The organism is uncultured Mucilaginibacter sp. (assembly GCF_937859865.1).
Taxonomy (GTDB): Bacteria; Bacteroidota; Bacteroidia; order Sphingobacteriales; family Sphingobacteriaceae; genus Mucilaginibacter_A.
The window spans coordinates 23,166-35,976 of record NZ_CALMAT010000079.1; the positions used below are offsets into that span (position 1 = coordinate 23,166).

Here is a 12,811-nt window from a genome sequence, read left to right on the forward strand (position 1 = left end):
TAAATTGATATTTGCTACACCAAAAAAATGCCGGTAAAAGAAGCATTGCAACCAAAACCGGCAATCGAAATTAATATTCCCCATGACCAAAAAACGCTACTTTTTCCTCATCCTCATATTAGGCACTTTAACCGCGCTTGGCCCTTTTTCCATTGATATGTATTTGCCTGGTTTCCCGACTATTGCACAGGATTTAAAAACTACCGTTGCCCGCGTTTCGCTTTCGCTGTCCAGCTTTTTTATCGGGATTTCTGCCGGGCAGTTGCTGTACGGGCCGTTGCTAGACCGTTTTGGCCGGAAGAAACCGCTGTATGTTGGCCTGGTGGTTTATATTTTGGCTTCCATCGGTTGTATGTCTGTCCGCAGTATCGAAGCTTTGATTGTGCTGCGTTTTGTGCAAGCCATTGGCAGTTGTGCCGCGGCCGTCGCTTCAATTACCATGGTGCGCGACCTTTTCCCGGTGAAAGACAACGCCAAAGTTTTCTCTTTGCTGATGCTGGTTGTTGGCGCTTCGCCCATGCTTGCGCCTACGGTTGGTGGCTACGTTACGGCTGCTTTTGGCTGGCAGTCGGTTTTCCTGGTCCTGTCCGTAATTGCCGGGCTGATCCTGCTGGCGACAGTCTTTTTTCTGCCAAACAGTTATCGGCCTGATACTTCGATTTCCTTAAAACCGAAACCTATTTTGCTCAACTTTTGGTCGGTTTTACGCGAACCGCAATTTTATACTTATGCGTTTACCGGCGCTGTGGCTTTTTCGGGTTTGTTTGCTTATGTGGCCGGTTCGCCGTTGGTTTTTATGGATATTTACCGCGTTAACGGTAAAGTTTACGGTTGGATTTTTGCTTTTCTTTCCGTCGGTTTAATCGGTTCCAGCCAGTTGAACAGTTGGCTGCTTAAAAAATACCGAAGCGAACAAATTGTATTTGGTGCTTTAGTTTGCCAGGTTATCGTTGGTACGGTTTTCCTCGCGGGAACCCTGGCCAACCTGCTCGGCCTGTACGGAACCATCGCCATGCTTTTTCTTTTTTTGAGCTGTTTGGGCATCACCAATCCCAATGCGGCGGCACTATCGCTGGCGCCTTTTTCAAAAAATGCGGGCAGTGCTTCGTCTTTAATGGGTGCATTGCAATTGGGTTTGGGCACGCTGGCCTCGGTTGCCGTAAGCTTGTTCAGTGTTCACTCTGCTTTGCCTATGGTAGCCATTATTGCGGTTACCAGTTTGCTGGCTTTGCTGGTTTTAATCATCAGCCGAAAAAATATTGCAGAACCAATAGCAGCGGCAGCCGAAACCGCCGCTGTTGTCCATTAAATTTTGGATACTGTTTTTATGCCGGTAAAAGAAGCATCACAAGTTTTAAGATTTTAATTGTGATGAGAAAAGCATAAGCTTACACTTTCAATTTCAGCAAACGGTCGGCGTTGCCATGTAAAAACTTTTCCAAGTCTGCTGCCGGTAAATCCAAACTGTCTAAAAAAGCTTTTCCTTTTTCGTTTGCGCTAAAAGGATAATCTACCGAAAACATAATCCGGTCTATACCAAAAGTTTCGATGGCAGTTTTTAACGGCGGCAACGTAAAAAAGCCGCTGCTGGTAATGTTGATTTGCTGGCGTAAAACTTCGCTCAGGCTGCGGTCTGATTTTACCAGTTCTTTGTTCAGCATATCTTCGCTCCTGGCCATCATAAAGGGCAGCATTTCGCCCATGTGGCCAATAATCAGTTGCAGTTTTGGGAAACGGTTTAACGTGCCTGAAGCAAACAGCCGCAATATATGGATGCCTGTTTCTGCATGCCAGCCAAAAGCGCCCGAAGCGAAAACCGAACTGATGGCAACGGGAAAATTACTGTAATAAGCTTCGCGTACAGCCTTTTGCGGAAAGTTTGGGTGAAGGTAAATTGGTACATCCAGCTCCTGCGCCTTTGATAAAATAGGGGCAAAAGAAGCATCGTCCAGAAAAAGGTTATTGGTGGTGCCGTTAATTAGCGCGCCGCAAAAACCTAATTCTTTGACGGCACGTTCCAGTTCATCTGCCGCAGCTTCGGGCGCGGTCATCGGTAAATGGGCAAAACCGGCAAAACGGGTTGGGTGCGCCGCAATTTTTTCGGCTAACACATTGTTGTATTCCCGCGCCAACTGCACGCTTTCTTCTGGCGGCAACAAATCTGCCCCGGCACCCGAAACCGACAAAACCTGCACAGTGATGCCCGCTTCGTCCATTGATTTTAACCGGACGTCGCCCACTTCCGGCAACAGCTTTTGTGCCTGCTGCATTATTGGCGGCGCTTTTTCGAGCGATGCCCAGCCGCGTTCGGCAATCGCTTCTTTGGGTATTCTTTTAACCAGTTCCGGCGAGGCGAAGTGTTCTTCTAAAGTTACTATACGCATGGAGTTGTGTTTTTTTAGATGAACAGCGGGAGGGATGGTGGAGTTTGTAATATTGTTGTGTGGGAGGAGGGATTATTTACAATTATAATTTCAGAATAAAGACAAATACTAAAATTAATTGACTGTAAATTTTAAAAAAAATCATAATTTTCCCTTTTTAAAATCAAATAAAAACATGTGTGTTTTCTTAACTTCTATCCATATAAATAAGGTTATTAATCTTGAAAATATAGACATCGATATAGACTCTCAACAGAAAAAACACCTTATTATTACAGGTAAAAATGGTTCTGGTAAAACTTCTTTATTAATTTCTATAGCTGATTTTTTACAAAGATTTCATTGTGATGTTAATTTAGATTTTTTAAAATTACATGAGTATGTTTCTTTATGGCAACAAGAGTTATCAAATAGAAAAAAAAACAATGCTCCAAGTAGCGATATTTTACAAGCAGAGCAAATGGTAAAATCATGTCAAGACGACTTAGAAAAAACTTTTGGTAAGGTTAATCTTAAATTTAATGATTTGTATGAACTGTCAAAAAAAGTTCAAAATCAAGACTATATTTTAGCATTTTATACTGCAAATCGTAAAACGGAAGTTACCGTCCCGGTCAACCCTGAGAAGCCAGACCTTAAACCTGTAAATGATATTAATAAAACTAAAATAACTGAATTTATAAGGTTTTTAGTTGATTTAAAAATACAGGAAGCGCTTGCAAGAAATGAGAACAAAATACAGGAAGCAGATGAAATCAAAGATTGGTTTATCAATTTTAATACTCTTTTAAAGCGTTTATTCGAGGATGAGAGCGTTATACTTGAATTTAATTATAAAGATTATTCGTTTACAATATGTCAAAGCGACAAGAAGTTTGGGTTTAATGAGTTATCGGACGGCTATTCTGCAATTATTGACATAGTTGCAGACCTAATAATTAAAATGCAAGGACAAAATTCTTTGACTCGAATATATGAAAAGCAAGGGATAGTACTTATTGATGAAATCGAAACACATCTCCATCTTAAGCTGCAGCGTGTAATACTTCCAATGCTTACCGGGATATTTCCTAACATTCAGTTAATAGTAACCACGCATTCTCCATTTGTCTTAAATTCCTTAGAAAACGTTATTGCATATGATTTAGAGAGAAAAATAAGATTAGAAGATTTAACTGAATATTCATATGAGGCTTTAGCCGAAGGATATTTTAAAGTAGAGACTGATTCTAATTTTCTACAAACTAAGATAGATAGATTTAAAGAACTTTCAGAAATTATAAATAAGGATTCTTCGGAACTTGAAGAATATGAAAGTTTAGACAAGGAATTTGCATCAATGGATGAAACCTTTGCTCCTATAAACGTTAAAGGGCAATACTTGCAAATCAAAATAGCTGACAAATAAACTATTATGATTAGGGTTTATAAAAGTGAAGTTGTTCCTCCATCGTTGCAAGTTGAAAATTGCAAAAAATATGATAATCAAGACGTTCAGGATTCTTTAGTTAAGGATCAACATCAAAAGTGTTATTTATGTGAACAAAATACAAATAAAAGCTACCAAATAGAACATCTAAGAGCAAAAGCTGAAAATTTTAATCCAGAATTAAAATTCGTTTGGACTAACTTGTTGTTATCTTGCTCTTACTGTAATGGCAGAAAACCAAACAGTTTTAAGTTATTAGATCCAGTAACAAATAATGTTGAAGATATAATAACTCATCGTTTGGATTTTTCTAATAATATGGTTGTTTTTGAAACGAGTAGAAATGGTATCCAAGAAAACAATACAACGAAATTACTTTCTAAACTTTTTAATGGAGAAGTAAATCTGAGAGATAAAAAGACACAGATTTTATTTGAAGATTTACAAAGGGAAATTATTTTTTTTCTTGGTTTGCTAAATACTTATAATTTAAAAAAAGACCATGAGAATAAGCTGAAAGTTATCGATAGTTTAAATATCAAAAAAGAGTTTTTGGCCTTTAAATATTGGATAATTAAGAATAACAAGACTTTTTATAATGATTTTAAGGAATACATTATTTGGAACAAACATTTTTAGAGGAAAATTAACAGCTTTTGGGATGGCTTGTTTAGCCGAAAGCAAGTCAAAATCGGCACAAAAAATAATGGGTTGGGTTACAGGAGGTTTTGTTGGAAAAACGTGATTGCAAGTTTGGACAATTGCAATCAAACCACAACAAAAAACATGAGATAAAAGAAGCATACAAGTTTGAATTGCATGCTTCTTTTATGGCATAAAATTTTGGATAAATTTAGAATTAAGTACGCGGCCGTGTTGGCACAAAAGCCACCAAAAACTTTAAATCTTCGGCCGAAATACTTTTGGTGTTGATCAATTGCTCTTCGCTGTTTAAAGTTTGGTGCAACTTGGATTTGACGGAATGAAAAACCGGCAGCAAAACTTCGGGGAACATTTTAGCGGCAATGGTTGGATGATAATTCTTCTGGATCCGGGATCGTTCTTTATCAGTAACCAAACTTAATTGCCAGTTATCATCAGCCTTAAAACCATGTTCTTTGGCCGTGTTCATCAAATCGAACAAGTACATTCGGGTTTCGTTTTCTACGGTTTGCTCCTGCATGCTACTTGGATTTTTTAACCGGCGTCGTTTCTGATTTCGACCCTTTATCAGATTGGTAGCTCGATTGTTTTTTGTTTGCATTGGTGCTTGGCGCTTTTTTGGCTTCCTTGGTTGATTTTTTTTCTTTGCTCATGGCTGGTTAAATTTTAGGGTTATCGGTTTCTGTTTAAATCTCAATGCTACTGTTATAAAAACATCATTTGCGATAGAAAAGTATGTTTTGCAGGAAAGTAATTGCTTAAAGGTAAGTACTTCAGCACAAAGAATTGTACAAATCAAAATATATATTCTTGCCAAAACCGACACCAATTTTATGCCTATAAAAACAGTATCAGGTAAAAAACGAGCCGGGCAGACATCGAAAATATATAAATTAGCTGCTGCTTTTATCCGCCTAAAATTAACCTGATTAAATTTATGCAATTTCAATATCCAAAAGCTGTCGGCTTAAATATTTTCAAAAAAGCACAAATGCTGTTTTTACCGGCCTTTTTTTGGTGCGGAACCCAAGTGATGGCGCAGGCAAAAGTGATTGTGATCGAATCTCTGCATAATGCCATCGCTTTAGAAGTTCGTGCCGATAAACGGGTTGGCCTAATTTACTTCGGAACAAAACTGGCCGACCGCAATGAGTACCAAAAAATTTCACCAGCACGCAGGCAAAGCGAAGATTATTCGGGGATTTTAAATTCGGCTTATACGCCAGCCGGTTCCCGCAATTTGGTAGAGCCGGCCATCGAAGTTACGCAAGCGGATGGCAACAACTCGCTGGATTTGCAATATGTAAGCGACCAAACGCAGCAGTTAGATCGCCATGTTTCCTTAACCAGCATCGTTTTAAAAGATCCGGTTTATGCTTTCCAGGTTATGTTGTATTATAAAGTTTATGCGGATGATGATGTGGTAGAGCAATGGTCGGTCATCAAACACACTGAAAAAAAGAACGTTACGCTGCAAAAGTTTGCTTCGGCCAACTTGTATTTCAGCTCAAATTCTTACTGGTTAAAACAGTACCACGGCGATTGGGCGCGCGAAATGCAACCGCAGGAAGCAGAACTGACGGCCGGAATTAAAGTGCTGGACAGCAAATTAGGGACGCGGGCCGATTTGTACCAGCCGCCGTCGTTTATGGTTTCTTTTGATCAAGCGGCAAGCGAAGATGAAGGAAAAGTATTGCTGGGTTCGTTGGAATGGTCGGGCAATTTTAAGATTGATTTGGAAGTTGACCCGATAAAAAATTTGAGGTTGATTGCCGGCATAAATCCGTATGCTTCGGCCTACAGTTTAAAACCGAATGAAGAATTTAAAACGCCGGCCTTTGTTTATACTTATTCTGAGCATGGAAAAGGAAATGCCAGCCGCAACTTGCAACGCTGGGCGCGGGACTACAAAATTGTAGATGGAAACGGCCCAAGGTTAACCATTTTGAACAATTGGGAATCTACATATTTTGATTTTAACGAACCCAAACTTGCTGCTTTATTAAAAGATACCAAAAAACTTGGAACAGATGTTTTTTTGTTGGACGACGGCTGGTTTGGCAATAAATATCCAAGAAATGATGACCGTGCAGGTTTGGGCGACTGGCAGGAAAACAAAGCCAAACTGCCAAACGGAATTGGATATTTGGTGAAAGAGGCACAAGCTAACAGTGTAAAGTTTGGCATTTGGGTAGAGCCGGAAATGGTAAACCCAAAAAGCGAACTGTACGAGAAGCATCCGGATTGGGTGATCAAACAACCCAACCGTGAAGAATATTACTTTCGCAACCAACTGGTTTTGGATCTGAGCAACCCAAAAGTGCAGGGTTTTGTGTTTGGTATCTTGGATAATTTGTTCACCAAAAACCCCAAACTTGGATTTGTAAAATGGGACTGCAATTCGGTTATCTACAATGCATATTCAACTTACGAAAAAAACCAGTCGCATTTATACATTGATTATGTAAAAGGTTTGTACAGCGTGTTAGAGCGGTTGCGTGCCAAATACCCAAAAGTGCCGATGATGTTGTGTTCCGGCGGCGGCGGAAGGGTAGATTATGGCGCGTTAAAATACTTTACCGAGTATTGGCCAAGTGATAACACCGACCCGTTGGAGCGTATTTTTATCCAGTGGGAATATTCTTACTTTTTTCCGGCCATTGCTTCGGACAACCACGTTACCGATTGGAGCAAAGCACCAATCAAGTTCCGCACAGACGTGGCGATGATGGGCAAATTGGGTTTTGATTTAATTGTAAGCAAACTGAACGAAAAAGACCTGCAATTTTGCCAGCAGGCCATCCAAACGTACCAAGGTTTTAGCGATGTGGTTTGGCACGGCGATCAATATCGGTTGTTAAGTCCGTGGAAGAATGATTTGGCCTCGATCCAATACTTAAAAACCGACAAAAGCAAAGCCATTGTTTTTAATTACTTGGTAAGCAACCGTTACGATGCCGGCAGTAAATTGCCCATCCAATTAAAAGGTTTGGATGCCAACAAAAATTACTTGGTAAAAGAAGTAAACTTGTATCCGGGAACCAGATCTGCAATCCAAGACGATGCTGTTTTTACCGGTGATTATTTGATAAAAGTTGGGATTAACCCGGTTGTGAATGCGGGAAGGGCGAGTGTTATTTTGGAAGTGGATGAGGTGAGGTAAGCACAATCAATAATAAGCACAAATTATCTTTATTATTGATAGTCTTAAATTTCTTGCGATAAACATATTTAATAATTAGAAAATCTGAATTGAGTTTTTCAATTAGTTCCTTCTAACCATTAAGTACTTTAATATTTGTTACAACAGAAAACAAGTATACAATAATAGTAAATCAAACATTGTTTATAATAAGTTAAAAGCTTTGGCCAATTGTAAGATAAAAGGTAACTGTTTTAAGTTTACTGATATCAATCCCTGTATTATTATTTACAAGAATGTTTGTCAAACCGAAATCAATATTACCGCTTATTGCCCATCCTTTTGCTGCCTTAAATCCAAGAACGGTAGCTGCACCAAATTCTGTTTTTTTAAAATCCCCGTTATGACCGTATTTTAATGGAATAGTTATTGGATCGTCTGAAAAAAGTGTTTGTTTATTTGCACCATTGAGGGCATAGGCAACATAAGGGCCTATACCTAAAAAAATATTAGCACCATTGCCAATCGGTATATGCCCAATAAAGTCTAACGGGACTTCAAGATAATGCATTTTATAATTATTATCGACAGAAATGTTCCTACCATCTTTTATATAGGTAGCGTTCATAGTTCCGCCTTTACCCGAATAAAATATGGCGGGTTGGATAGAAAAATAATCATTAAATTTAAAGTCCACGTTGAAGCCTATAGAAAAAGGGCTTTCCATATTAGTATTAACATATTCTTTATACGCCGATTTTACATGGAGAAAAGCAAAGTTAGAGCCGCCTGACAATCCAAATGTTATGGGATTATCATTATACCCAGAATATTGTGCATGTGCAATGGTAGTGGCAACCAGAAAAATGAAAATAAGTAGATATTTTTTCATAATAAGTATTTAGATTTTAAGTCCAACTATACTTACTATCACCTTTTAAGGTTACACGATATTAAAATAAAGTTCGTCAAGCGTTAGCTATTGATATTAATAAATGCTGTATTTATGGAATGTTTTTAACATCATAACCTTTATAGTAGCGAATGAAACCTATTAGTTTACCCGCAATGTTATTGTTTTGATTTGCAAATATTTGCTGTTTAATTATCTTACCGGCAACCACTATAAAACTGACAGTTATATACTTGTTCTGTTAAACAGACTTGAACTTGACAAGAAGTATATTGTAAAAGAAGTAAACTTGTACCGGGAAATCAAATCTCCAATCCAACACAATGCTGTTTTTACCGGTAATTTTTTAATGAAAGTTGGGATTAACCCGGTTGTAAATGCGGGAAGGGCAAGTGTTATTTTGGAGGTTGATGAGGTGAGGTAGGTTTATTGTAAGTTTGGTTTTGATAAAAAAATTTAGATTTGTAATTGGTGAACTGAAAGGTGCGTTGATTTAAGAGTTAGGTGTTGTATTCGAGCTAACCGAATTGACAAAGCTTTTTTTATTTTACCTGCAAATTATTTAGACAGAAAATATGCATCCATTTGAAAAGGTTTTATCAGTTTCCAAAGAAGATGCTGAACTGGAACTTACAGGTATTAAAGAAATTACCTGGGCTGACTTTTGGCTTAACCCAAGAAGGTTAAGAGGCAGTGACTTTTTGATGAGGTGGTCGCAAGGAGTTTGGAGCGAAAAACGCTTGACCGATGCAATAAACAACACAAACTTGTTTTATGCAATTGCATATGGACCAAGCGGAACCGCACCAACAAATGATGTAAGGGCATTTGAACTATACTTTGAACGGCTTGAAGCGGCGGGGCTTGGTAATATAAAAAGACCAGATTTATTAGTTTTTAAAATAGAAGATAAGCTATTTGTAGACAAATTTCTCGAAGATATTGGAGGCGTTGAAGAACTGCCGTTCATTGTTGAAAATGAACTGCAGGAATTAGTACAAAAAGCTATTGTAGCAGTTGAATGTGAAAATTCACTTTGGGTAGCTGAAAAAATGCCTTTTTTTAATTCTCCACTCAAAGCACAAAAAAGACTGGGTGGAAAATTGGGCCTTTCTAAATCTTCTGTTTTACCCACAATTATAATTAAAGAAGAAGACCGCATACCTTTAAAAGGCTGGCAGGAAATAAACAAAGTCCCTATCCATGTTTGGCACGTATTTTTCGACAGGGCATACGGATTATCTTTTGATGAAGCGGAACGCTTAGTAAAAGATGGTTTAATTGAACCAACAATTCAAACTTTTCAAGCTCCTGGCGGGGCAACTACTAAAAAAGCGATTTATAAGCATTATTATCATTATGCCTATCCTCTCGGAATTTCGAAAGAAAGACCCGAACTAATTCCCGCTTATATTGAAGACAAAAACGGGCATATTTTACCTTATGTAAAATTTGAAGGTGGTACATTAGAAATTACTGTTGATGCGATAAATCTTTTAAAGCAATTCTGATGGGTAAAATAAAAACACATCAAAAATTGCCTACAAAATGGAGCGAAAGAGAAATCCTTCGCGATAAAGGACAGTTTTGGACACCCAATTGGGTTGCAGAGGCAATGATAGCTTACATAACTGAAGATACCGATTTAGTTTTTGACCCTGCCACAGGTAGGGGCGCTTTTTATGAAGCATTAACAATTCTCAATAAACCTCTGGTTTCATTTTATGGAACTGACATTGATGAAGAAGTTTTGGCTGATGAAATCTACAATGGAACTAACTGTATTGTTGAGAAAAGAGACTTTATAAAAAACCCGCCTAAAAGAAAGTTTAGGTCGATTGTTGCAAATCCGCCATACATACGGCATCATAGAATTGACGAAGAAACGAAGGCGGTTTTAAAAAAACTTTCAATAAATATTACCGGGGAAAAAATAGATGGAAGGGCAGGTTATCATATTTATTTTCTAATTCAAGCATTAAACCTTTTAGAGCAGGATGGGAAACTTGCATTCATAATGCCGGCAGACACTTGTGAGGGTAAGTTTGCAAAAAATTTATGGAAATGGATTTCAGAAAATTTTTGCATAGATTGTGTTATAACATTTGATGAAAAAGCTACACCTTTTCCAAATGTTGATACCAATGCCATTGTTTTCTTAATCAAAAATTCCATACCAACTACAAGCCTTTATTGGGTAAAGGCTAATGAAGCATATTCAACAGACCTCTTTGATTTTGTTTCATTGAAATTTAAAAAGCAAAAATTTGCAACGCTTGATGTTTTTAACCGTCAACTTAAAGAAGGGATAGCAACCGGGTTTTCACGCCCAGAGCAAAATCATAATGGTTTTAAATTTCACTTAAATGATTTTGCAAACGTTATGAGGGGCATTGCTACAGGGTCTAATGAGTTTTTCTTTTTGACTGCAACCCAAGTAAAAGAAATAAATATACCTGAAGAATTCCTTAAAAGGGCCATTGGAAGGACAAAAGATGCAACCGAAAGCATCTTGACATTAGATGATGTTCATCAATTAGAAAACGAAAACAGGCCTACTTATTTACTATCAATTAAAGGTACAGACAATGTTCCTTTATCAGTATCAAATTATCTTGAAATTGGAGAAAAAATGGGTTTGCCCAATCGGGCATTAATCCAACAACGTAAACCTTGGTATAAAATGGAAAAACGTGAAGTGCCACCATTGTTATTTGCATACCTTGGCAGACGGAATACAAGGTTTATAAAAAATGAGGCGGCTGTTTTACCCTTGACGGGTTTTCTTTGTGTTTATCCACTTTATAACGACAAAGATTTTGTAGACAAACTTTGGCAAGCCCTCAATCATCCTGATACATTAGAAAACTTAAAACTTGTAGGTAAAAGTTACGGTTCAGGAGCAATAAAAGTAGAGCCAAATAATTTAAGTAAACTTCCTATTCCAGAACATATTGTAAAAGAGTTTGACTTAGAACGACAATACAAGACGGCATCAGGACAACTTAGGATATTTAGAGAACAAGAAAATTAATACCATAGGCAGCAAACTTCCCTTAGCATTAGTTTTGTAAAAAAACCAACTTTTATTTTAATATTTTACTTAAGTTCCAACTGACCATCAAAATTTAGCCGGTAAAAGAAGCATCAACATTTGTTTATAAATTTGACTTTGGTTTTGGGCTGACAAGTTTCAAATACCAGTTCTTCGCCAAGTCCAGAACGTTGGCTGCAAGTCTGACAGACCTTACGTTGCATACAAACATCCAAACTTTTGGACTTCTCAATACAATAACTTTGGACTTTACAGGAAAGCTTACTGAAAATTTTATGTTCAACTTTACAGCATAAAATTTTCAGAAAATGGGAAATAAAAAAGCATATATCATTACGGGGCCAACTTCAGGAATTGGCTATGAAACAGCATTAGAACTCGCTAAACACGGAACTGTTATTCTCGTTGGGCGAAATCATGAGAAACTGGAGCAAGTACAAAAGACTATAAAAGACAACGGACAAAATGCAGTATCAGTAGTTTGCGATATTTCAGATGTTATAAGTGTAAGACGTGCAGCGCAGCAAATCATTGAACTTAATCTTCCGTTAGGCGGACTACTAAACAACGCAGGAATTATGTCTTCAAAAGCAACAAAAAGCAAGCAAGGTTTTGATATGACTTATGCTACCAATCATCTCGGAGCATTTGCATTAACCGAAGCACTTGCGCCTCATCTTCCTGATGGTGCAAATGTTGTGTTCATTGCTTCTGCAATTGAAAACCCTGAACGCAAACCTGCAAAGGTTATGGGAATGAAAGGCGGTCGTTATATTTCTGCAGAAGCAAGTGCAAGGGGCGAGTGGAAAGAGGGCGGTTCTAAAATGGCAGGCACAGATGCTTACGCCACATCAAAGCAATGTATTCTTGCTTCCTCATTTGCTTTTGCACGGGAAACACCAAGGTTGCATTTCAACGCTGTAGACCCGGGAATAACTCGTGGAACAAATCTTGGTGGCGAAAGCACAAATGCCATTGTTCGCTTCATATTTGGGCATCTGCTAGCTATACTTCCGCCCTTTTCTAAATACAGCAGCACACCTAAGAAATCGGCAAAAGTCATCACAAAAATTTTAACAGATACATCAGGCAATACAGGTGTTTATTATGACGAAAAAGGTCAACCAATGCAAGGTTCAGAACAGGTAAGAGATATAAAATTTCAAGACCGTGTTGTGGCCGAAACACGAGCCTTATTAGCGAAAGTGAAATAAAGTATGCGTAA

Annotated in this window: 12 protein-coding genes; 8 read left to right on the forward strand and 4 right to left on the reverse strand. The window is 38.0% G+C overall.

What is annotated here, in order from left to right; translation table 11 throughout:
* Positions 1-82: 82 nt before the first annotated feature.
* On the forward strand, positions 83-1,309 hold the full coding sequence (locus Q0192_RS08310) for a multidrug effflux MFS transporter (RefSeq protein WP_299288801.1): 1,227 nt from the start codon (positions 83-85) through the stop codon (positions 1,307-1,309).
* Positions 1,310-1,388: 79 nt separating this feature from the next.
* Here Q0192_RS08310 and Q0192_RS08315 read toward each other — a convergent pair whose 3' ends face one another.
* Positions 1,389-2,384, reverse strand: a complete 996-nt coding sequence (locus Q0192_RS08315; protein WP_299288804.1) for an amidohydrolase family protein — start codon at positions 2,382-2,384, stop codon at positions 1,389-1,391.
* A 118-nt stretch (positions 2,385-2,502) separates the two neighbouring features.
* Between Q0192_RS08315 and Q0192_RS08320 the strand changes: the two genes are divergently transcribed.
* Both Q0192_RS08320 and Q0192_RS08325 read left to right on the forward strand, forming a co-directional pair.
* Positions 2,503-3,792: an AAA family ATPase gene (locus tag Q0192_RS08320; protein WP_299288805.1), complete on the forward strand. Its 1,290-nt coding sequence runs from the start codon at positions 2,503-2,505 to the stop codon at positions 3,790-3,792.
* Positions 3,793-3,798: 6 nt separating this feature from the next.
* Positions 3,799-4,452 (forward strand): hypothetical protein, encoded by a 654-nt coding sequence (locus Q0192_RS08325; protein WP_299288808.1) that lies wholly within the window; start codon positions 3,799-3,801, stop codon positions 4,450-4,452.
* Between the two features lie 220 nt (positions 4,453-4,672).
* Here Q0192_RS08325 and Q0192_RS08330 read toward each other — a convergent pair whose 3' ends face one another.
* Together Q0192_RS08330 and Q0192_RS08335 are read right to left on the reverse strand one after the other, a co-directional pair.
* Complete coding sequence (locus tag Q0192_RS08330; protein WP_299288810.1) at positions 4,673-4,996, reverse strand: hypothetical protein; 324 nt, start codon at positions 4,994-4,996, stop codon at positions 4,673-4,675.
* Position 4,997: 1 nt separating this feature from the next.
* Positions 4,998-5,129 (reverse strand): hypothetical protein, encoded by a 132-nt coding sequence (locus Q0192_RS08335; protein WP_299288812.1) that lies wholly within the window; start codon positions 5,127-5,129, stop codon positions 4,998-5,000.
* Between the two features lie 284 nt (positions 5,130-5,413).
* Here Q0192_RS08335 and Q0192_RS08340 point away from each other — a divergent pair, with 284 nt between their 5' ends.
* A complete protein-coding gene (locus Q0192_RS08340) occupies positions 5,414-7,639 on the forward strand; it encodes an alpha-galactosidase (RefSeq protein ID WP_299288815.1) in 2,226 nt (741 codons plus the stop codon).
* Positions 7,640-7,832: 193 nt separating this feature from the next.
* Here the strand turns inward: Q0192_RS08340 and Q0192_RS08345 are convergent, their stop codons facing one another.
* Complete coding sequence (locus tag Q0192_RS08345) at positions 7,833-8,510, reverse strand: porin family protein (protein ID WP_299288818.1); 678 nt, start codon at positions 8,508-8,510, stop codon at positions 7,833-7,835.
* Positions 8,511-8,697: 187 nt separating this feature from the next.
* On the opposite strand from Q0192_RS08345, the gene Q0192_RS08350 reads away from it, so the two are divergent.
* The 4 genes from Q0192_RS08350 to Q0192_RS08365 all read left to right on the forward strand — a co-directional run bounded on the left by Q0192_RS08350 (position 8,698) and on the right by Q0192_RS08365 (position 12,800).
* Positions 8,698-8,955 (forward strand): hypothetical protein, encoded by a 258-nt coding sequence (locus Q0192_RS08350; protein WP_299288821.1) that lies wholly within the window; start codon positions 8,698-8,700, stop codon positions 8,953-8,955.
* A 151-nt stretch (positions 8,956-9,106) separates the two neighbouring features.
* Entirely contained in the window at positions 9,107-10,042 is a 936-nt protein-coding gene (locus Q0192_RS08355) for an AccI family restriction endonuclease (protein ID WP_299288824.1), read from the forward strand.
* A complete protein-coding gene (locus tag Q0192_RS08360) occupies positions 10,042-11,565 on the forward strand; it encodes an N-6 DNA methylase (protein WP_299288827.1) in 1,524 nt (507 codons plus the stop codon). Before Q0192_RS08355 ends, Q0192_RS08360 begins: the two co-directional genes overlap by 1 nt.
* A gap of 329 nt (positions 11,566-11,894) precedes the next feature.
* The gene (locus Q0192_RS08365; protein WP_299288829.1) at positions 11,895-12,800 is read left to right on the forward strand and encodes an SDR family NAD(P)-dependent oxidoreductase; all 906 of its coding nucleotides are present in this window, start codon (positions 11,895-11,897) and stop codon (positions 12,798-12,800) included.
* Positions 12,801-12,811 lie beyond the last annotated feature (11 nt).

Excerpts from the sequence above, each read along its gene's own strand:
- Q0192_RS08345 (WP_299288818.1), bottom strand. The coding sequence starts at position 8,510 with ATGAAAAAATATCTACTTATTTTCATTTTTCTGGTTGCCACTACCATT.
- Q0192_RS08325 (WP_299288808.1), top strand. The coding sequence starts at position 3,799 with ATGATTAGGGTTTATAAAAGTGAAGTTGTTCCTCCATCGTTGCAAGTT.
- Q0192_RS08315 (WP_299288804.1), bottom strand. The coding sequence starts at position 2,384 with ATGCGTATAGTAACTTTAGAAGAACACTTCGCCTCGCCGGAACTGGTT.
- Q0192_RS08355 (WP_299288824.1), top strand. The coding sequence starts at position 9,107 with ATGCATCCATTTGAAAAGGTTTTATCAGTTTCCAAAGAAGATGCTGAA.
- Q0192_RS08360 (WP_299288827.1), top strand. The coding sequence starts at position 10,042 with ATGGGTAAAATAAAAACACATCAAAAATTGCCTACAAAATGGAGCGAA.
- Q0192_RS08310 (WP_299288801.1), top strand. The coding sequence starts at position 83 with ATGACCAAAAAACGCTACTTTTTCCTCATCCTCATATTAGGCACTTTA.
- Q0192_RS08330 (WP_299288810.1), bottom strand. The coding sequence starts at position 4,996 with ATGCAGGAGCAAACCGTAGAAAACGAAACCCGAATGTACTTGTTCGAT.
- Q0192_RS08365 (WP_299288829.1), top strand. The coding sequence starts at position 11,895 with ATGGGAAATAAAAAAGCATATATCATTACGGGGCCAACTTCAGGAATT.
- Q0192_RS08340 (WP_299288815.1), top strand. The coding sequence starts at position 5,414 with ATGCAATTTCAATATCCAAAAGCTGTCGGCTTAAATATTTTCAAAAAA.
- Q0192_RS08335 (WP_299288812.1), bottom strand. The coding sequence starts at position 5,129 with ATGAGCAAAGAAAAAAAATCAACCAAGGAAGCCAAAAAAGCGCCAAGC.